Consider the following 21491-nt stretch of genomic DNA (forward strand, 5'->3'; position numbering starts at 1 on the left):
TGTTATAGGAGATACAATGAAGCTAATAGACATCTACGCACGTTATAAAAAAGATATTCAGTATATAGAGAGTGAACTAGAAAGAAATATACAATCCAATCATGACGTATTAAATGAAACCTCACTTCATTTGTTAAAGGCAGGGGGAAAGAGAATTCGTCCTGTATTTGTATTGCTTTCAGGAAAGTTTGGAAACTATCATCTAGAAAATTTGAAAAATGTTGCAGCTGCATTAGAACTCATTCATATGGCAACCCTAGTTCATGATGACGTGATCGATAATGCAATAACTCGTAGAGGCGAACAAACCGTTATGGCAAAATGGGATAACAAAATTGCGATGTATACTGGAGATTATATATTTGCAAAAGCTTTAACTGTAGTCACTCAACTGGAAAATCCAAAAATACATCAAATCTTATCCAAATCGATCGTTCAGATGTGTATTGGAGAGATGGAACAAATACGTGATTTCTTTAATACAGAGCAATCTGTTCGTCATTATTTACTTCGTATTCGTAGAAAAACTGCGTTGTTAATTGCAATCAGTTGTCAGTTAGGAGCTTTAGCTGCTGAAGCGCCTAAAAGTACAGTGAGAACTCTTTATTCATTTGGTTACAATGTTGGTATGGCCTTTCAAATCACGGATGATGTTTTGGATTTATGTGGAACTGAAAACCAGATAGGAAAACCTCCAGGTAGTGATATTAAACAGGGAAATATAACACTCCCTATGATATATGCCCTACAGGAAAAGGATTTAAACTCACCTCTGTTATCACTAATTCAAAAAATAAAAAGATCAGAAGACCAGTCAGATGTGAATGAGTTCATCCAATTAGTTCGTAGTAGTAAAGGTATTGACAAAGCAGAGTCATTGGCAAATCGTTATATACATAAAGCCATTAATCAATTAGACCAATTACCTGATATAAAAACAAAGAAGGATTTGCATGATATTGCAAACTTTGTTTTGAGTCGTAAATACTAACTTATGACAAGGTAAAATTACCTTGTTGTAATTTTGCATTTACTTAAATTATCACATTTGTGGAGGGTTAAACATGGAAAAAACATATTTAATGATTAAACCAGATGGAGTTCAAAGAAATGTTATGGGTGAAATTATTACTCGATTTGAACAAAAAGGTTTTCAACTATTAGCAGGTAAATTCACTGTTTTAACTAAGGAACAAGCAGAAAAACACTATGAAGAACATAAAGATAAACCTTTTTTTGGTGAATTAATTGACTTCATCACTTCTGGACCTGTTTTTGCAATGGTTTGGGAAGGGGACAATATCATTGATATTTCTAGAATGATGATTGGAAAAACGAATCCTGCTGATGCTCAACCAGGTACAATCCGTGGTGATTTTGCTGCGCACATGAGTTTAAATATTATTCATGGATCTGATAGTAATGAAAGTGCTGCAAGAGAAATAGTTAACATTTTTAATGAATCTGAATTAGTTTCCTACGAAAAATCATTAATGGCTTGGATCTAAACCTCCTATGTTAGATTTAGATTCTGATTATCGCTCATTTATTAGGAAACTAAAACAACATATTAATGTTGATCTATCTCAATATAAAGAAACTCAAATGAAGCGAAGACTCACTATGTTAAAAAATAAAAGAGGATATGAAAATTTTCAGGAATATTTAAAAGACATATTAATACATCCTGAATTAAAGGATGAGTTTTTAGATCGAATGACCATAAATGTATCCGAATTTTGGAGAAATCCAAATCGTTGGAGTTTATTGGAGAAAAAATACATTCCTGAATTATTAACTCAAAAAGAACAGCTTGTTTGTTGGAGTGCAGGCTGTTCTACAGGAGAAGAGGCTTATACGCTTTCTATGATTTTAGCTGAACAGACTCAGTCTTCTAGATATAAAATTATTGCTTCTGATTTAGATGCAGGGGTGCTGAAAAAAGCAAAGGAAGGCAAGTATGACGAACGCTCTTTACGTGAGTTGCCTGACAAATACTTTAAATACATTAAAAAAGAACAGTCTTTATATAAAATATCTAGTCAATTACAAGAAAATATATTTTTTGAAAAAAAGAATCTATTATCCGATCCTTTTGAAAAACGATTTGATTTGATTATTTGCCGAAATGTTCTGATTTATTTTACCAATGAGGCAAAACATTTATTGTATCAGAAATTTTCTGATGCTCTAAAACCAGGTGGTATTTTATTTGTAGGAAGTACGGAGCAAATTTTTTCGCCAAAAGATTACCAATTAGAAACAGAGGATATGTTCTTTTATAGGAAGATAACAAAATGAATGACCTTATTCGCTCCACATAGATTAAGGTACCTAGACTAATACCGTTCACATTCTTGTGTCCACAATCGACATCAGAACATCCGCTTTCGAAAAGTCATATGTTTCATGAATTAATGTCTAACGATATTCAGTTTCTTTTGGTTGCCTTCTCCCCAACTAAGTGAATTACTCTTTACGAATAAAAGATTCCAAGTTTACCCATACTATTCCTAATGGGAGTACACTATACTTGGAGGGTTCTCTTATGGATAAAAGAAAGGTGATAGAAGCTTATCAACGAGGGTTTCTAACCACAAAGGAATGTGCTCAAATCTTAGGAATAGATTCAGTAAAGATTATGAAAGTTGTTCATGATTCAAACTGGTCGGATCAGCAAAAAACACAAAAAGTGAGATAAAGATATAGTGTGAGGATGGAATACTTTCCTATCCTATAAAAACACGTTAAGCAAAATAGCTAGCGTGTTTTTTTGCTTTCTTGTCAACTGTACTCAACTATACTATAATTATCAACATGAATTCTAGGAATGGAAGACGGACACTAGTCATGTGGAAAAGAATGAAGGGGGATTTAATGAGTGAGATATTTAACAGCTGGTGAAACACATGGACCTCAGTTAACTGCAATTATTGAAGGTATGCCAAGTAATTTGAAAATTAATTTTGAAGAAATAAATAGAGAGTTGCAGCGACGTCAAAAGGGGTATGGACGCGGTAGAAGAATGCAGATTGAGAAGGATGCAGCAAACATAGTAGGTGGAGTAAGACATGGAAAATCTACAGGAGCTCCAATTGCACTAGTTGTAGAAAATAAAGACTGGACACATTGGACTACTGTGATGAATATAGAACCTATTGAAGGATCAGACGAAGAAAAAAGACGCGTGCACAGACCTCGTCCAGGACATGCAGATCTTAACGGAGGTTTAAAATATAATCATAAAGATTTAAGAAATGTACTTGAACGTTCCAGCGCTAGGGAAACGGCAGCAAGAGTAGCAGTAGGTGCAGTTGCAAAACAATTTCTTGCTGAATTCGGAATCAAAGTTGCTGGTCAAGTCATTCGTATAGGAGAAGTAGAAGCACAGGTTGAAAATCTTCCAATTGATGAATTAATCCGTGTCACAGAAGAATCTCCAGTAAGAGTAGTAGATAAAGAAGCTGAAGCAAAAATGATAGCCCATATTGATCAAGTGAAAAAAGAAGGAGATTCCATTGGCGGTATTGTGGAGTGCATCGTAGAAGGTGTTCCGATAGGTCTTGGCAGTCATGTTCAGTGGGACCGGAAATTAGATGGAAGAATTGCTCAAGCAGTAGTATCCATCAATGCTTTTAAAGGCTGTGAGATTGGGATAGGATTTGAAGCAGGCTCAATTCGAGGCTCAGAAGTGCATGATGAAATTTTATATACCCCAGATAAAGGGTATCATCGTAAAACGAATCGTTTAGGTGGATTTGAAGGCGGCATGACAAATGGCGAACCTATTGTTGTTAGGGGAGTAATGAAACCCATTCCCACATTATACAAACCTTTAGCAAGTGTAGATATCGATACAAAAGAACCATTTACTGCTCAAGTTGAACGTTCTGACAGCTGTGCTGTGCCAGCTGCTAGTGTTGTGATGGAACATGTTGTCGCATGGGAACTAGCATGTGCATTAATGGAAAAATTCGGTGGAGACTCCATAGAAGAGATTCGTAAAAATATAAATAATTATTTAGAGCAGCTGGAGCGTTACTAATATGAAACAATTAGTTGTTGATTTAGGCGATCGTTCTTACCCAATATATATCGGTAATGGCATTTTAGATCGAATTAGTACTTATTTCGGGAAGCATCAGATTAACCCTCGCTCTCCACTTATGATTATTACAGATGACAATATTGCTCCTCTACATTTAAAGAAAGTAAAGGAGCCATTGCAGGAGAGTGGTTATAAAGTTTGCGAATATATCGTTCCATCTGGTGAAACTTCTAAATCTTTATCTATGTTAGAAAAAATTGTTGGGGTTGCTTTAGATGAAGGCTTAGATCGAAAATCTTCTATAATTGCTTTAGGTGGTGGAGTGGTCGGAGATTTAGCTGGATTTGTAGCTGCTAGTTTTATGAGAGGTATTCCTTTTGTACAAATTCCAACAACAATTCTTGCTCATGATAGCAGTGTTGGGGGAAAGGTTGCAGTAAACCACCCGATGGCAAAAAATATTATTGGAGCTTTCCATCAACCTCAAATGGTTCTATATGATACTTCAACTTTAAGAACACTACCTGTAAGAGAAATAAAAGCAGGTTTATCAGAAGTAATAAAACATGGTCTCATCTGGGATGCAAAATTTGCTGAATGGAATTACACGAATGCAGAAAAATTGTTAACATTAGATGCTGAATCACTAGAGTATGCATTATATAATGGATGTAAAATAAAAGCTCAAGTTGTATCTGAAGATGAACGTGAAAATGGATTAAGAGCGATACTTAACTTCGGACATACGATCGGACATGCTTTAGAAGCGGTATCGAACTACAACGAACTTTTACACGGTGAAGCGATATCGATTGGCATGGTTGGTGCGGCAAAGTTATCTGTTCATCTTGGATATCCAGAGCAAATTTACATTGAAACAAAATCTGTATTGAAAAAATATGGTTTACCTACTCAAATTCCAAACCATTTAAATGTGGACGAGATTATGGAAGCTATGTTACATGATAAAAAATTTAGTGAAGGACAAGTTGTATTTACAATATTAAAAGATATTGGAGAAGCGCATATTCAAAGAGGAATATCCATAGATTTGATTAGAGAGATAGTTGAGCACTTAAGATTGGAGGGATAATATATTATGTATGTTAGGGGAATAAGAGGAGCAATTACCGTAGAGAAAAACGAGGAGTCTGAAATATTAAATGCTACTTCTGAATTATTAAAAACGATTGTTATGGAAAACGATGTGAATCCTGAAGACATTTGCAGTGTTTTTGTAACGGTAACACATGATATTACTGCAACATTTCCTGCTAGAACGATACGTCAAATGAGTGGATGGGACCTTGTACCTTTAATGTGCTCGTTGGAAATTGATGTACCAGGAAGTTTACCAAGATGCATTCGCTTAATGGTCCAGATCAACACAACAAAACAACAAAATGAAATGAAACATGTTTATTTGAATGAAGCAACAAAACTTCGTCCTGATTTAAAACCAAATTGACTTATTTGTTTTTCATAGTGTATATTAAATTTAGAATAGTAGAGTTTAGTTAGATGAGTATAGATGGATTTGTAGTCCAAAGTAGAGTAAAGATGAGATTTTTAAATTTAATTCCCCATCATCCATAATTACAGAAGTTTTGAAAACAAGTTTATCATTTTGTTTTCACGTTTTTATTTGTTATAACTTTTTGTAATTATAACGTTGAAGTATATTTATTTGGGGTACATTAAAACGGACTATTATTTCATAATTCATAAAAAACACCTCTGCTATGTTAAAGCAGAGGTGTTTTGTTATTTTTAAGAATTTATATTACATCACAAGGAGTTGATCATGAATGTATTATCCTGAAATCACTAAAGTGAAGGATTTAGCAAGAGAACATAATTTAATACCCATTGTACATGACATACTTGCTGATATTGAAACACCAATTCGAGTTTTCAACCATTTTCATGAAGAGAGGAATGCTTTCATGTTAGAGAGTGTTGAGGGTGGGGTGAATTGGGCTAGATATTCCTTCATAGGTAAAAATCCATTTTTAATTATCCAAGGTAAAAATGGAAACATAACAATTAACAAACATGGTAAAAAACAAAATGTGAAAGATCAGCCTATTGAGGCTTTGAAACAACTGCTTCGTTCATATTCTAGTCCGGCATTATCCGATTTACCAAGATTCACAGGAGGAGCAGTTGGTTTTTTTGGATATGATTTATTACAATATTACGAAAATCTCCCAGCCCATGACATAGATGATTTACAAATGAATGATATACAATTTATGTTTTGTGATGAAGTAATTGTTTTTGACCATTTTAAACAACAGGTAAAAATTATTGCTAATGTACATGTGCCAAATCGAGCTACAGATATGGAAATTGAAAAAGCGTATAGTGAAACTTGCAAACGTATTGATGAGACTATTTTAAGATTACAAAAACCGTTAGCTGTCCCACCGATGGCACAAAATCAGAAATCTGATGTTGATTTAAAACATATACATTCAAATGTAACGAAAGATCAATTCATGAAAAATGTAGAATCAGCAAAGGAATACATCCGAGCAGGGGATATTTTTCAAGTCGTGTTATCCCAAAGGTTTGAAATTGAAACAGAAATTTCGCCATTACATGTATATCGAGTTCTTAGAACGATGAATCCTTCACCATATATGTATTATTTAAAGATGGAGGATGAGGTCATTGTAGGAACTTCTCCTGAATCTCTAGTGAGGGTTGAGGGAGGACGTGTTCAAACGAAACCGATTGCTGGTACGAGACCAAGGGGAGAAACAGAAGAATTAGATTTACAGCACGAAAAGGATCTTCTTTCTGATCCTAAAGAATTAGCTGAACACCTTATGTTAGTAGACTTAGGACGAAATGACATCGGACGAGTGGCAGAGTTTAGTACTGTAAAATGTGATACGTTTATGGAAATAGAAAGATATTCACATGTAATGCATATTGTTTCCAATGTATCTGGAAAACTTAGAGAAGACAAAGATTTTTTTGATGCCTTTATTTCCTGCTTGCCAGCAGGCACAGTATCAGGCGCACCTAAATTAAGAGCGATGGAAATTATAGCTGAATTTGAAAATGAAGCTAGAGGAGCTTATGCAGGGGCAATTGGCTATTTAGGGTTTTCAGGAAATTTAGACACCTGTATTACTATTCGAACGATTATTTTTAAAAATGGAAAAGCTTATGTGCAAGCTGGTGCGGGCATTGTGTGGGATTCAGTTCCTGAAAAGGAATATGAGGAAACAGTCAATAAGGCAATGGCACTGCTCAAAGCAATTCGATTGGCCGAAGTGTGGTTTAACAAAGATCAGTTTAGTTTAGTGAATCAGGATTATTATTAATGAAATCTCAAATATGTAATTGTTCATATCTAGGGGGGAGAAACAGTATATGGAAACAAATGTGATCAAAGATGTATTGATAAAATTGTTAGATGGAAAACAATTATCTAAAGTTGAAGCTCGTCATGTGATGGAAGAGATGATGGAAGGTCGTGCAACTGGAGTGCAAATTGGGAGCCTTTTAACTGCGTTAAGAATAAAAGGAGAAACGATTGAAGAAGTTACTGGATTTGCTGAAACGATGCGGAGCAAATCCCACAGAGTTCAGACACAGAATCATCCATTATTAGATACATGTGGAACAGGTGGTGATGGTGCAAATACGTTTAATATTTCCACAGCATCCGCAATTGTCGCAGCAGCTGGTGGCATACGAGTTGCTAAACATGGCAATCGAGCCATGTCTAGCAAAAGTGGAAGTGCTGATGTGCTTGAAGCATTAGGAGTAAATATTAATCTAGATCATAATCAAGCCCAGCTATGTATTGATCATGTGGGTATATGTTTTATGTTTGCACAAAAATATCATGAATCTATGAAAAATGTCGCAGCACCAAGAAGAGAACTCGGATTTCGTACCGTATTTAATATGTTGGGACCATTAACAAATCCCGCAAACGCAGATAGACAGCTGATGGGGGTCTTTGATCGAAATAAAACGGAGCTTATTGCTTCTGTGTTAAATGAATTGGGATTAGAAAGAGCACTTGTTGTTTCTAGTTATGACGGATTGGATGAAATTAGCATCTCAGCTCCAACCCAGGTTAGTGAATTAAAAGATGGAATCATTAACACGTATGATATTACCCCTTTTGATTTAGGACTTAAGAGTTACCCCATAGAAGAGATAGCAGGTGGAGATGCCTTAGAAAATGCAAAAATTATACGTTCCATTTTTAAAGGTGAAAAAGGAGCTCGTAGAAATATTGTATTAGCAAATGCAGGTGCTTGTTTTTATGTGTTTAATCACTGTTCATCTCTGCAGGAAGGTGTTAAAATTGCTGCCAATATGATTGATAGTGGAAAAGCTTATGCAAAATTAGATGAATTAGTAGACTTTACAAAGGAGATTAGCCATGATTCTTGATCAAATCGTAGCAACTAAAAAAGAAGAAGTTGAAAGTTTAAAAAATGTATTTTCCATAAGTAATTATAAAAGCATCATTTCAACCTTACCTCCTTGTAAAGGATTTAAAAAAGCCCTAACACAAACTAAAAATAGATCCATGGGTTTAATTGCAGAAGTGAAGAAAGCATCTCCGTCTAAAGGGTTAATTCGTGAGGATTTTAACCCAGTGGAAATCGCAAAGAGTTATGAAAAAGCCGGGGCAGACTGTCTCTCTGTATTAACAGATAAGGAATATTTTCAAGGTTCTATAAAATACTTGAAAAATGTTCGGGAAGTGGTGGATCTCCCGCTTTTACGGAAGGAATTTATTATTGATCCTTTACAAATCTATGAGGCTAGAATTGTTGGAGCAGATGCTATTCTCTTAATTGCATCAATATTAACACTAGAGCAGATGCGTGAACTTAGTAAATTATCAACTGACTTAGGAATGGATACATTGATAGAAGTTCATGATTTAGAAGAATTAGAGCAAGTTCTATCATTGGATGTTTCTTTAATTGGAATCAATAACCGTAATTTAAAAACCTTTGAAACAGACATTCAAACTACTGAAAATTTAATAACACATATTCCGAAAGAGATTACAGTAGTTAGTGAAAGTGGGATTTCAAATGCATCACAAATAAATCACCTAATAACTAAAAGTGTTGGAGCTGTACTCGTAGGTGAGCATTTTATGAGACAGGATAATGTAGAACTGGCAGTAAATCAGCTTATGGGTGATAGATCATGAACAATGTAATGGTAAAAATCTGTGGGATTTTAGGTGTGCCAACGATTGAATCAATGTTGAATCTTCCTATTGATTATATAGGTTTTGTATTTGCAAAAAGTAAGAGGCAAGTAACACCAGAGCAAGCAGCGGATATGATTCAAGTTTTAAAAAAACATCAGATTAAGGTACCAGAAACCGCAGGGGTTTTTGTTAATCCAAGTGAACAAAAACTTGAAGAAACAATAAGAAATGCACCATTAGATATCATACAATTACATGGTCAAGAATCCCCTGAGTTATGTAAATGGGTGAAGCAATCACTTAAAATAAAAGTATTTAAAGTTTTTTCCAACTTGCATCAGATTTTGTTGACTGATAATTCAATCATTTCTAACGAACAAGTTGATGAAGAATGTTCAAAATGTTTAAACCCATATGTGAATCATATCGATGCGTTAATGTTGGATACTTATGATCCAGTAGTTGGTGGTGGAACTGGAGAAACTTTTAATTGGGATTTGATTCCGATTGTTCAACGTTGGACGAAAAAAAATAATATTCCTTTGATCGTAGCAGGAGGACTAGATGTAGACAATGTAAGTTCATTAATTTCAACTTATGAACCTGATGGAGTAGATGTATCAAGTGGAGTTGAAACGAATCGAATAAAAGATATTAAAAAAATAAAAACCTTTGTTGAAAGGGTGAAAATAAATGTTTAATGTACCAGACACACAAGGAAGATTTGGAAAATTCGGAGGAAAATACGTTCCAGAAACATTAATGAACGCACTAATTGAGTTAGAAGAGGCATACAAACATTATGCAAAGGATAAAGATTTTCAGAATGAAATCCAATATTTATTAAAGCAATATTCTGGTCGTCCCACATCTTTATATTATGCTGAGCGATTAAGTGAAGATCTAGGTGGTGCAAAGATTTATTTAAAACGAGAGGATTTAAATCATACAGGGGCACATAAAATCAATAACACAATTGGACAAGGTGTACTAGCAAAGAGAATGGGTAAAAAGAAAGTCATAGCTGAAACTGGAGCAGGCCAGCATGGGGTAGCTTCGGCAACAGTAGCTGCTTTACTAGGTTTGGAATGTAAAGTTTTCATGGGTGAAGAAGATACGAAAAGACAACAGCTAAACGTATTTCGTATGAATTTATTAGGTGCGGAAGTGATACCTGTAACTTCAGGAACACGAACGCTAAAGGATGCTGGAAATGAGACTTTACGATATTGGGTTAGCAATGTTCATGATACATTTTATATTCTGGGTTCTGTAGTAGGACCACATCCATATCCAATGATGGTACGTGATTTTCAAAAAATTATTGGTGAAGAAGTTAGAAAACAGATTATCGATGCAGAAGGAAAACTACCTGATACAGTGATTGCTTGTGTAGGTGGTGGCAGTAATGCAATTGGTATATTTTATCCATTTGTCAATGACTTTAGTGTGAAATTAGTTGGTGTTGAAGCTTCGGGTAAAGGTGTTCATACTGATCAACATGCAGCAACAATGACAAAAGGAACACATGGTGTGTTCCAAGGGTCTATGAGTTATTTATTACAAGATGAGTTTGGACAAGTCCAACCAGCCCATTCTATTTCAGCAGGTTTAGATTACCCAGGTGTTGGTCCTGAGCATGCCTATTTAAAAGATACAAAAAGAGCAGAATATGTTCCCATTACGGATGAAGAAGCATTAAACGCATTAAAACTGTTAAGCAGAACAGAAGGAATCATTCCAGCCTTGGAAAGCGCTCATGCGATTGCTCAAACGATGAAAGTCGCTCCAAAGATGGATAAGGATCAAGTGATAGTTGTTAATTTATCTGGACGTGGAGATAAAGATGTTGAGTCTATTATGCATTATTTAGAGGGGGACTATCATGAATCTGATTGATCAAAAATTTAAAGAACTTAAAATGCAGGACAAAACCGCTTTAATTCCATTTTTAACGATGGGAGATCCTGATATAGAAACCTCTATTCAAATTATTAAACAATTAGAAGCGGCTGGAGCTGATATTGTTGAATTAGGTGTTCCTTATTCAGATCCGTTAGCCGATGGTCCAGTGATTCAAAGAGCTTCACAAAGAGCACTGAAACATAGTATAAATATCCAGAGCTGTTTGGAAATTGCAAAAAAAGCTAGACAACAGAACGTATCTTTACCATTTATACTTTTTACGTACTATAATCCTGTTTTGCAATTTGGACTTGAATCTTTTTTTGAGAAATTACAGCAACATCAGATTAGCGGAGTTATTATTCCTGATCTTCCGAACGAAGAAGATGAGGAAGTGAGATCTCTATCTGAGCAATACCAAATTCATCTCATTCCACTTGTGGCACCAACTTCAAACGATAGAATTGCTAGAATCTCAAAAAAAGCAGCAGGGTTTGTTTACTGTGTGTCTTCATTAGGTGTAACGGGAGTCCGGTCATCCTTTTATGATGGCATCGATGATTTTATATCTCTTGTAAAACAATCAACTGATTTACCAGTAGCGGTAGGTTTCGGGATATCTACAAATGAGCAGTTTGCTAAATTTTCAAAAATCTGTGATGGTGTTGTAGTAGGAAGTGCAATCGTTCGTAATATTGAGGAACAACTGCCGTTATTGCAATCTGCAGAAACGAAAGAAAAAGGACTATTGCAAATTCGTAAATTTGTGGCACAATTAAAAGAATAGTCTTGTTTTTAAGAGATACTGCCCATTTCTTAACACCAGTTCACTAATGAACTGGGAAATAACATCTTTGATATGCTTCTTTTTTATGGGTAAATTTATTGATTGTAGAGGTGAAGCGGTATGAATCCAAAGTCCAATATTGTTCATTTACCAGTTTATAAGCCTGGAAAATCTACCGACGAAGTAAAAGCAGAATTTGGTTTAGAAAAAATAATTAAACTTGCTTCTAATGAAAATCCGTATGGTTTTTCTAACAACGTAAAAGAAGCTATAATGGCAGAATTTGAGAACATAAATATATACCCTGATGGGGCTAGCACAAAGCTAACTGAAAAGTTGAGCGAGTTTTACAATGTATCGTCGAATCAATTGATTGTTGGAGCAGGTTCTGATGAGGTCATATTAATGATTGCACGTGCCTTTCTTGTAAAAGGAGACGAAACCATTATGGCGACTCCAACATTTCCACAATACAAACATAATGCTGAAATTGAAGGGGCTATTAGTATTGAAGTTCCTTTAAAAGATGGGACACATGATTTAAATGAAATGTTAGCAAGAATTACAAAGAATACAAAAATCATTTGGATTTGCTGTCCTAACAATCCAACAGGGACCATAAATCATCATGAAGAATTGAAAAACTTCTTGGCTAAAGTTCCAAGAGATGTGCTTGTCGTATTTGATGAAGCATACGCAGAATACAATGAGCAGAATGAATTTCCTGATAGCATGTCGCTATTAAAACAATTTAACAACTTTGTTGTTTTAAGGACTTTTTCAAAAATATATGGATTAGCTTCACTAAGAATTGGTTATGGAATTGGACATCCAGATGTAATTCATACGATCAACCAAGTACGAGAACCATTTAATACTACAAGTTTTGCTCAAGCTGCTGCATTAGCGGCAATAGAAGATCAGGAATTTATTAGAGATTGTCGTGAGAAGAATAAAATGGGCTTAGCTTATTTAACAGATCAGTTTAAGAACATGGGATTATCTTACTTTCCTGCATACGGAAATTTTGTAATGGTTGATGTAAAAAAACAGGCGGATCAAGTTTTTCAAGGTTTGCTTCAAAAAGGAATTATCATACGTGGTGGTCATCAGCTTGGCTTTCCTACCTCTTTACGTGTTACGATAGGATCACAAGAACAAAATGAAGAGTTTATAGAAGCATTAAAATCAGTATTGCAAGAAGTGAATTAATTCTAATCACATCATCATAGAAAAAGAGTGAATATAATGACTAAGATTACAATTTTCGGGGTAGGTTTAATCGGAGGGTCACTTGCTTTATGTTTTAAGGGTAAACCGAACATAAAAGTAGTAGGTCATTCAAACAATCCTAAATCCGTGCAAAAATATTTAGAAAAAGAAGTCGTTGATGAGGCGACTACATCAATTGAAGAAGCAGCACTGGAATCAGATTTTATCTTTCTTTGTGTGCCAGTAGGTTTGTTAGAGGATTATTTGATAAAATTAAGCAAACTTCCTTTAAAAAACAACTGCATCATCACAGATGTAGGCAGTACTAAAGAGTCCATTACATCTTGTGCTAGATCAATTTCGCTGCCAAATGGTTATTTTATCGGCGGGCATCCGATGGCAGGTTCAGAGCGATCAGGAGTTGACGCTGCGTCCTCATATTTGTTTGAGAATGCATTTTATGTGCTTACACCTGATCCTGAAATCCCTGATCATATTTATCAAAAACTAGAGGATTTATTAACCTATACAAAATCACAAATTATTAAAGTAGATGCTTCCACACACGATGATATTGTTGGGGCAATCAGTCACTTGCCGCATATTATTGCAGTTTCTTTGGTTAATCAAATTTCAAAGTACAATGAACAGAATGATTTGTATGAACGATTGGCTGCTGGAGGATTTAAAGACCTTACGCGTATTGCTTCAGGTGATCCTGTAATTTGGAGAGATATTTTATTAAATAATAAAAATATCTTATTACACCTCTTGAATGATTGGCAAAAGGAGATTTCAAAATTTGCTGATTTATTAAAAATGGATGATGGGCAAGGTGTTGAAGATCAATTTAAATTTGCAAGTGATTTTCGCAGTAAACTTCCTGAACGTAGAAAAGGAGTTATCACATCACTTTTTGACGTCTATGTTGACATACCCGATCATCCTGGATTGATTGGACATATTACATCTGAATTAGGTAATCGTAAAATTAGCCTGAAAAATATTGAAATAATCGAAAGTCGCGGAGAAGTACCAGGTATTTTGAGACTATCATTTAGAGATGAAGATGATTTGGAAAATGCAGTGCAAACATTGAAAGAATTATCTTACTCAGTACATTTTTAAATATTAAATAATATAGGCTCGTTACTATTTTATTAAAGTAACGAGCCTATTTATTAGCGTATTTTTTGGTTTAGAGGGATTGGAAAATAAGATGTTGACAAAATGAAAACGTATACATTATACTATTAATACAGTATGGTTTCTCTCCACTCCTATCCAAATATGAGCACATGGAATATGTGCAGCCACCTTCATTTAGAAGGTGTTTTTTTTTGCCTCCATTTTTGCGTGTTTCATTAAAGTGTTCTTAGAGGATTGTAACTTTTATTTTAGAAAGTCATGTTATAATATAAAAATAAAGAGTTAATTGTATATAGTAAATCGCTTGAAATTTTATCTAATATGGTTTACAATTAAATCTTTGACAAAGTTACCTTATGAACAAAAGCTCCCATCGGAGCTTCTCGTGGAAGTAGTCGAATGAATTACTAGATTCTAAATACATATTTAATGTGAATGAATTCATTTTATATGAATACACTTTTTTAAGAATGTATGAAAGATTTTTTTAATAAAACAACGCAACTTTTTATCCCTAGTGCAGTAAAAATATAATATAACACTGGGGAGGAGTTTTGACTAGGGGGTATGTGTATAGTGACTGATTCCCAGTTGATCAGAGATATAAAAGATGGAGATACACAACTATACTCAATACTAATTAAGCGTTATGAGCGTAAAATTTATTCATTTATTTACAATATGTTGAAGAGCTCGGGTTTGGAGAGCTCATCTGAAGATTTATGTCAGGATACGTTTTATAAAGCATATCGCAGTTTGAGTACATTTAGGGAAGTAGAGGCTTCTTTTTCTACTTGGTTGTATACTATTGCTAGAAATACTGTTTTAAGTGAACTACGTAAACATAAAAGCACCAAGGTATCTATTGATGATGAAAGTGGATATATCCCATTAGCAGCTTTTGATACGATGCCTGAGCAATCCATTCTTAGGAATGAAAAAGTTTCCTTGGTAAGAGAAGCAATAAATAATTTGCCAGAGAAACAGAGATCTGCACTTATACTAAGAGAATATAATCAACTAGACTATCAGGAAATTGCAAACATATTAGGTCAAACAATTAGTTCAGTAAAATCGTTGTTGTTTAGAGCTAGGGTTAGTGTGAAAAATCAATTGGAACCATACTTTCATGAACCTAAATATGAGGAGTATGAGGGGATGAAATAAAATGAATTGTAAAGAGGCTCAAGAATCATTTGCATTGTACTGGGATTTGCCTGAAGAGAACTTCAAACGAATAAAAATAGACCAGCATCTTAAGAGTTGCACTTCGTGTGCCAAAGAGTTTGAAATTTGGGAAAAGAGCCATGATTTTATACATATGACTTCTTCATTAGAAGATGATGAGCACCCGTTTGAAATTAGTAAAAATATATCTGGTTCAGTCATGGATCGAATTTATATGGAGGAATCTTGGAAGGTACCAATTCAAGATCGAATATATTCCTTATCTTTTAAATTTAAAAGGAATATTACTCTTTTAATTTCATTCTGCTTTGCCATTTTTGTGACGAGTTTATTCTTGTCTATCTTGAATAACTTTCAAGCAAACAATGTAGAGCCAGCTGAACCAAAGTCTGGAATTGTAACTGTTGCAAGTATTAACAATCCTTTGCCAGTAGAATTTATTTCTGATCCAAGTTTTCCAGATTACTTAATTGTACTTTCATTACTTGGAGTTATTGGTACCATTTTAATATTAAATTGGTTCACAAGAATTAGAGCCTAGCATAATTTAATCCGACGAGTCTCCACTATTTAATGAGGTAGGAGACTTTTTGTGTTTGCAATATATTTTTTTATGTGTGAAAGGGGAATGAATGATGACAACTATTGGATTAATAAGACATGGTGTAACAGATTGGAATCAACAACGTATCATTCAAGGACATATGGATATTTCTTTAAATGATGAAGGAAAAGAACAAGCAGCTGCACTTGGAGAACGTTTGGTTGAGCACCAATGGGATATTATTTTGTGTAGTGATTTAATAAGGGCAAAAGAGACGGCATCCATTATAGCAAAGAGACTTAATCTAGAAATATCATCCTACGATGAAAGGTTAAGAGAGAGATACTTAGGAGCATTAGAAGGGTTATCCTATGAAGATAGAATTAAAAAGTATGGGGAAGATTGGCATGCAATCCATCATAATCCAGAATTGAAAATTGAAAAAGATGAGCATCTAAAAAATAGAGGTTTGCAGGTGATAAAGGATGTTCAGAAATTATATGGCAATAGGAGGGTTCTAATTGTAAGTCATGGTGGTTTAATAAATCAACTCTTAAGAGAACTGCTTGATGATTTTGATTCTAAAATCCATAATACTTCAATTACCATTTTAGAAAACAAGAAGGATCAATGGAAGTCTATTGTGTTGAATTGTACAAAACATCTCTAATTTACCCACAAAAGTGAAGAACTTACTTCGAAGATTAAACCTATTACTTTTGCGGGGCCCAGAACAAAGAACCGCACCCCAAAAAGTGAAGAACTTCTTTGTCAGTCCCCAGTTCTTGGATGAACTGGTGGCAGCGTTCACCCAGCTCATAGATGTGCTGGTGTCAGAATTGTCACAATTTAAATCTCTCCCCAAACCATATTTTTTCCAATATTATGAATATTTTTTATTTTAAATCCCATAATGGTACTAGAAATATGTGCAGTTTCTGGAGGTACCTTTATGAATTTAGCAGATATGTTAAGCTTTGCGGATATTCAACAATTAGATCGTATTGCGAGATATTATGAATGTGAATGCAGCAGTCACTCAAAAAATGAATTGATTCAGTCCATTTTAACTAGAATAAATCGAAAAGATGTATTTGAAGATAATTTAAAAAAGCTTAGTGTTGAAGATTTGCGCTTTATCAATATGGTTATTTTTGAAAAAAGAGAAGCATTTAGTCTTGAGGAATTATTGGCTAGAGTGAAAAATACTAGGTTTACAGAGGATGGTAATGAAGAAGTAAATCCAAGAGATACAATTACTATGTTTAAAAAAAGAGGTTGGATTTTTAACGGTGTTTCCCATAAAACAAAATACTTGTTCCAATTTCCCGAGGATCTTAAAAAGCGTTTTGTCGATTTGATAACTTATGAGTTCCAACAAAAGATAGAAAATGTACAAGAACCTGATTTATACAGAGATGAATTTAATCTTATCATTCAAGATATATATTTATTTTTAAAAGAGTTATACCATATGCAGGAAGTTCATTTAACCGCCTCAGGAGCGATGTATAAAAGATCTCTCTTTCAATTCTTAAATCAACTTTCAATACAAGAAAATCCGATTCAAAAAGGAGAATGGAGATTTGGTTATGGAAGAATGTTTAAAGATTACCCAAATCGATTTTCACTCATTTACGATTACTGTTATTTCAATGATTTAATAGAAGAAGAAAATGAGGTTTTAACATGTTCAGAAAAAGGAAAAATGATCGTGGAAGAGGGAAAGAAAGAAAAATTAGAAAGTGTGTATCGATTCTGGATTAGATTATATAAAGGACCTATTCATAACATTCAATCCATTGTACATTGGACGAGTATTTTAGCGAAAAATTGGGTAACCGTCTCATCTTTGAAAGAAGTTTTAAGTGATTTAATAAAACCATATTATTATGACAATGTAAATTCCATCTTAGACGAAAGAGTTTTTAAAATGATGATGCATTTAGGCTTATTAAAAGTAGGTGAACACGAAACTAAAGGTGTAGTTGTTCAAATGACAAAGATAGGTTCGCTCATCATAAAGGGTATACATATTAATGATGAAGATACAATTATTATTGATCAAAAATGAAATTTGGACATCAATTATATAAAATGGGTGGTCAAATCCCAAACCTTATATCAAGTAAGTGAATATAATTAATTATGAGTACTATAAAGTTTCTTTTTCAAATGATGGAGGGTGTAATATTATGGGAAACATGAGTATTATTTATGAGGCTTTGTTAGATCTCCATGCAGAAGTGGTCATTAAAGAATCTATAAGAAAATTCCGTGAAGTAAACTTATATAAAGAAATAGACGATGCGTTACAAAACGGAGACGAAGATTTATTTATTAAATTGACAAACGAACTAAAAACAATAAACGAATCATCTGCATAAATGTAAGATAAATGAAACACATTCATTTATCTTTTTTTTGTACCCTCCCCCACTTAGTATGGACAATTCTAATAAAAGGAAATAAAATAATAGATGAGCTCTAATTACATTACTTAATGGGAGAATACATATGAAGTTTAGCGAAATTGAAAAAAATATATGGGAAGAACATCAAGAATATTTAGATACCTGTTTACTCCCATTTACTGGATTGACTGGTCTAGAAAATCCGATGGAGGTTACCAAGTCACTTGAAGGCTTGAGAGATATGTTAGAATACGTTGAGATTCCATTTAAAGGAAGGGTTGTAACATATCCAGCTGTACATTTCTCTCATGAAGAACAATATTTAGAATCTTATTTAAAAAAGATTTGTTTTAACCTTAAAAAGCAAGGGTTTCAGTACATTATTTTAATAAGCAATTGTCCAGAAATACATAATTTTAATCTACAGGATTTCTGTTTGTTATTAACTCCAAGTGAAAGTGAGGTAGAGAATGTAAATTTAAAGGAAGAGATTTCTAATAAAGTGCAAGCCTTATGGAATAATAACAATGATTTGCAATAATTGGTCATAAAACAAGAGTCATTGGGAAAAACTACACCAAGAGATTTAACAAATTTGATAAAAAATGTATTTTTAAACTTGTGACAATTTCCTTACATTTTTCAAAAGGGAGGTTTAATGCGAATTATACATACAGATCATTCTTGACGACCCCTTAGTCGTAAGCTATTATTATTATGTTCTAGTATGTTGAGAATTTTATCAACAAAATGTTAACGTGAGTGAGATATGTTGTAAAGGGGGTAAAGAGACGTGCAAGATCATAAAAAAGAGACAAAATCACATGGGAAACCAGTCAAAAGACGTGAAATGTCTCGTCGACAATTCCTTTCCTATACCCTCGGGGGCACAGGTGGATTCATGATGAGTTTACCTTTGATAGCTAATTTGAGATTTGCAGTAGATCCGCTATTGCAACCAAAAGCTGAATCAGATTGGGTTAAGGTTATTGAAGTAGAAAAAGTTACCGATACTCCAACGTCGGTCAATTTTGAAAAAAATGTTGTTGATGGTTGGTATGAGTCAGATAAGGGTTTTGGAGCATGGATTACTAAAGATACGAATGGTGATGTATTTGCTTTATCACCGATTTGTAAACATTTAGGTTGTACCGTTGAATGGGAAAAAAATGTGAATTATCCAAATGAATATTTTTGCCCATGTCATGCAGCCCGTTATACGAGAGACGGTAAGAACTTAGCCGTTGCACCTGCACCTTTAGATGAGTATGATGTGAAAATTGAAAATGGTTTTGTTTATTTAAGTCAAATCAAACCGAATACGAGGGTAGAATAAAGGAGGCGTAAATCAGATGTTAAAAAGTATATATAATTGGATTGATGAACGTCTTGATATCACGCCAATGTGGAGAGATGTTGCAGATCATGAGGTTCCTGAGCATGTGAACCCAGCTCATCACTTTTCTGCATTCGTATACTGCTTTGGTGGACTGACGTTTTTCATTACTGTAATTCAGATTTTATCAGGAATGTTTTTAACGATGTATTATGTAGACGATATCGTAAATGCATATAAAAGTGTAGATTATTTACAGCATAAGGTTGCATTTGGTGTTATCGTGCGTGGCATGCATCATTGGGGTGCAAGTTTAGTTATTGTAATGATGTTTTTACATACGTTACGTGTATTTTTCACAGGTTCCTATAAAGCGCCTAGAGAAATGAATTGGCTTGTAGGGATGTCAATTTTCTTTGTGATGTTAGGACTAGGTTTCACAGGATATTTATTACCTTGGGACAATAAAGCCTATTTTGCAACACAGGTAGGAATTCAAATTGCTGCTTCAGTTCCTATCCTTGGACAATATATTGAAACTTTCTTACAAGGTGGGGAAATCGTTGGAGCTCAAACTTTAACAAGGTTCTTCGCATTACACGTGTTCTTCTTACCAGGCGCTTTATTAGCATTACTTGGTGGACATTTCTTCATGATACGTAAACAAGGAATATCTGGTCCTCTTTAAGAAGATCTTATCATTAAGGGGATTTTACAAACATATTAAAATTCATGAAAGGAGGAGCAATACGTGGCTCATGATCATAATTCGAAAGAAAAAGTAGTTTATGTTGGGGATTCAAGAGTAAAGAAGTATAAGAAAAATAATGTTCCTCTTGATTATTCCGCTTACCCTGGAAATTCAGAGGCATTTGTACCCAATTTTTTATTAAAAGAATGGATGGTTGGTTCCGTTTTTTTAGTGGGTTTTATGATTCTTACTATGTCTCACCCTTCTCCGCTCGGTTATCCAGCGGATCCGACTAAAACAGATTTTGTTCCTATTCCAGACTGGTACTTTTTATTTTTGTATCAGTTGCTAAAATATCCATATACATCAGATGCATTTGTTGTTTTAGGTACACTTGTATTACCAGGTCTATTGTTTGGTGGATTAATGTTTGCTCCATTTTTAGATACTGGAAAGGAAAGACGTTGGTATAAACGTCCAATTGCAAGTTCTTTAATGTTTTTAAGTTTGTTTGCTGTTGTATTTTTAACAATGGTTTCATGGCAAGGTTATCAGCATGAATTGGAAGAATTGAATATTATCCCAGAGCATCTTGTTAGAGCAGAATTGTTAGAATCTGGTGAAGAAGTGCCAGGTGGTAAGGAAGAAGAACCTGTTGCTATCGTTAATAAGGAAAGTGAAGGATATGATCTTTATCAGAAATCTTCATGTATCTCTTGTCATGCAGCTGATTTAAATGGAACTGTTGGTCCGTCGCTTAGAGGTATCGGTGATAAATATTCAAAAGAAGAAATTAATGATATTATTTATAATGGTTTTGGAAACCGAATGGGTGAGCAAGTATCAATGAATCCAGAATTTACGGATGCTGATTTTGATACTCTTGCTGGTTGGTTAGCAGAACAAAAGGCACCAGCTGGTGAAGAAGCTCCAGAGGAAGTTGCAGAAACTCACTAAAGCAAGAGTTACTTAACTTAGAATTAAATATATTCGATATAATGACTGGAAACC

General features: G+C 34.2%; 24 protein-coding genes. All 24 read left to right on the forward strand.

Annotated features, from left to right (window positions below):
• Nucleotides 1–16: 16 nt before the first annotated feature.
• The 24 genes from hepT to VQL36_RS08000 all read left to right on the forward strand — a co-directional run bounded on the left by hepT (nt 17) and on the right by VQL36_RS08000 (nt 21437).
• Complete coding sequence (hepT, locus tag VQL36_RS07885) at nt 17–991, forward strand: heptaprenyl diphosphate synthase component II (protein ID WP_349248785.1); 975 nt, start codon at nt 17–19, stop codon at nt 989–991.
• 73 nt (nt 992–1064) lie between these two features.
• Nucleotides 1065–1508, forward strand: coding sequence for a nucleoside-diphosphate kinase (gene ndk, locus VQL36_RS07890; protein WP_349248786.1), 444 nt, complete (start codon nt 1065–1067; stop codon nt 1506–1508).
• A gap of 7 nt (nt 1509–1515) precedes the next feature.
• Entirely contained in the window at nt 1516–2301 is a 786-nt protein-coding gene (locus tag VQL36_RS07895) for a protein-glutamate O-methyltransferase CheR (RefSeq protein WP_349248787.1), read from the forward strand.
• Nucleotides 2302–2548: 247 nt separating this feature from the next.
• Entirely contained in the window at nt 2549–2701 is a 153-nt protein-coding gene (locus VQL36_RS07900) for a hypothetical protein (protein ID WP_349248788.1), read from the forward strand.
• Nucleotides 2702–2881: 180 nt separating this feature from the next.
• Nucleotides 2882–4045 carry a chorismate synthase gene (gene aroC / locus VQL36_RS07905; protein WP_349248789.1) on the forward strand — a complete coding sequence of 388 codons (1164 nt, stop codon included), beginning with the start codon at nt 2882–2884 and terminating at the stop codon, nt 4043–4045.
• A 1-nt stretch (nt 4046) separates the two neighbouring features.
• Nucleotides 4047–5141, forward strand: coding sequence for a 3-dehydroquinate synthase (gene aroB / locus VQL36_RS07910; RefSeq protein ID WP_349248790.1), 1095 nt, complete (start codon nt 4047–4049; stop codon nt 5139–5141).
• Nucleotides 5142–5147: 6 nt separating this feature from the next.
• Nucleotides 5148–5516, forward strand: coding sequence for a chorismate mutase (gene aroH / locus VQL36_RS07915; RefSeq protein ID WP_349248791.1), 369 nt, complete (start codon nt 5148–5150; stop codon nt 5514–5516).
• Nucleotides 5517–5856: 340 nt separating this feature from the next.
• Nucleotides 5857–7386: an anthranilate synthase component I gene (trpE, locus tag VQL36_RS07920; protein WP_349248792.1), complete on the forward strand. Its 1530-nt coding sequence runs from the start codon at nt 5857–5859 to the stop codon at nt 7384–7386.
• 49 nt (nt 7387–7435) lie between these two features.
• A complete protein-coding gene (trpD, locus tag VQL36_RS07925) occupies nt 7436–8473 on the forward strand; it encodes an anthranilate phosphoribosyltransferase (RefSeq protein ID WP_349248793.1) in 1038 nt (345 codons plus the stop codon).
• Entirely contained in the window at nt 8463–9251 is a 789-nt protein-coding gene (gene trpC / locus VQL36_RS07930) for an indole-3-glycerol phosphate synthase TrpC (protein WP_349248794.1), read from the forward strand. Before trpD ends, trpC begins: the two co-directional genes overlap by 11 nt.
• Complete coding sequence (locus tag VQL36_RS07935; protein ID WP_349248795.1) at nt 9248–9955, forward strand: phosphoribosylanthranilate isomerase; 708 nt, start codon at nt 9248–9250, stop codon at nt 9953–9955. The genes trpC and VQL36_RS07935 overlap by 4 nt, the downstream gene beginning before the upstream one ends.
• Nucleotides 9948–11153 (forward strand): tryptophan synthase subunit beta, encoded by a 1206-nt coding sequence (trpB, locus tag VQL36_RS07940; RefSeq protein WP_349248796.1) that lies wholly within the window; start codon nt 9948–9950, stop codon nt 11151–11153. The genes VQL36_RS07935 and trpB overlap by 8 nt, the downstream gene beginning before the upstream one ends.
• On the forward strand, nt 11140–11946 hold the full coding sequence (gene trpA, locus VQL36_RS07945; protein ID WP_349248797.1) for a tryptophan synthase subunit alpha: 807 nt from the start codon (nt 11140–11142) through the stop codon (nt 11944–11946). Before trpB ends, trpA begins: the two co-directional genes overlap by 14 nt.
• A 120-nt stretch (nt 11947–12066) precedes the next feature.
• Nucleotides 12067–13158, forward strand: coding sequence for a histidinol-phosphate transaminase (gene hisC, locus VQL36_RS07950; protein WP_349248798.1), 1092 nt, complete (start codon nt 12067–12069; stop codon nt 13156–13158).
• A gap of 36 nt (nt 13159–13194) precedes the next feature.
• Nucleotides 13195–14286, forward strand: coding sequence for a prephenate dehydrogenase (locus VQL36_RS07955; RefSeq protein WP_349248799.1), 1092 nt, complete (start codon nt 13195–13197; stop codon nt 14284–14286).
• A gap of 597 nt (nt 14287–14883) precedes the next feature.
• Entirely contained in the window at nt 14884–15474 is a 591-nt protein-coding gene (locus VQL36_RS07960) for an RNA polymerase sigma factor (RefSeq protein ID WP_349248800.1), read from the forward strand.
• Between the two features lies 1 nt (nt 15475).
• Complete coding sequence (locus tag VQL36_RS07965; RefSeq protein ID WP_349248801.1) at nt 15476–16036, forward strand: hypothetical protein; 561 nt, start codon at nt 15476–15478, stop codon at nt 16034–16036.
• 94 nt (nt 16037–16130) lie between these two features.
• Nucleotides 16131–16709, forward strand: coding sequence for a histidine phosphatase family protein (locus VQL36_RS07970; RefSeq protein ID WP_349248802.1), 579 nt, complete (start codon nt 16131–16133; stop codon nt 16707–16709).
• 282 nt (nt 16710–16991) lie between these two features.
• Entirely contained in the window at nt 16992–18113 is a 1122-nt protein-coding gene (locus VQL36_RS07975) for a hypothetical protein (RefSeq protein WP_349248803.1), read from the forward strand.
• A gap of 121 nt (nt 18114–18234) precedes the next feature.
• Nucleotides 18235–18426 (forward strand): IDEAL domain-containing protein, encoded by a 192-nt coding sequence (locus VQL36_RS07980; RefSeq protein ID WP_160647296.1) that lies wholly within the window; start codon nt 18235–18237, stop codon nt 18424–18426.
• Between the two features lie 130 nt (nt 18427–18556).
• A complete protein-coding gene (locus VQL36_RS07985) occupies nt 18557–18994 on the forward strand; it encodes a DUF2487 family protein (RefSeq protein WP_349248804.1) in 438 nt (145 codons plus the stop codon).
• A gap of 252 nt (nt 18995–19246) precedes the next feature.
• Entirely contained in the window at nt 19247–19789 is a 543-nt protein-coding gene (locus VQL36_RS07990; RefSeq protein WP_413789494.1) for a ubiquinol-cytochrome c reductase iron-sulfur subunit, read from the forward strand.
• Between the two features lie 16 nt (nt 19790–19805).
• Nucleotides 19806–20477, forward strand: coding sequence for a menaquinol-cytochrome c reductase cytochrome b subunit (gene qcrB / locus VQL36_RS07995; RefSeq protein ID WP_349248805.1), 672 nt, complete (start codon nt 19806–19808; stop codon nt 20475–20477).
• A gap of 63 nt (nt 20478–20540) precedes the next feature.
• On the forward strand, nt 20541–21437 hold the full coding sequence (locus VQL36_RS08000) for a c-type cytochrome (RefSeq protein WP_349248806.1): 897 nt from the start codon (nt 20541–20543) through the stop codon (nt 21435–21437).
• The last annotated feature ends 54 nt before the right edge of the window (nt 21438–21491 follow it).

Source organism: Chengkuizengella sp. SCS-71B (assembly GCF_040100845.1).
In the GTDB taxonomy this organism is placed as follows: domain Bacteria; phylum Bacillota; class Bacilli; order Paenibacillales; family KCTC-33759; genus Chengkuizengella.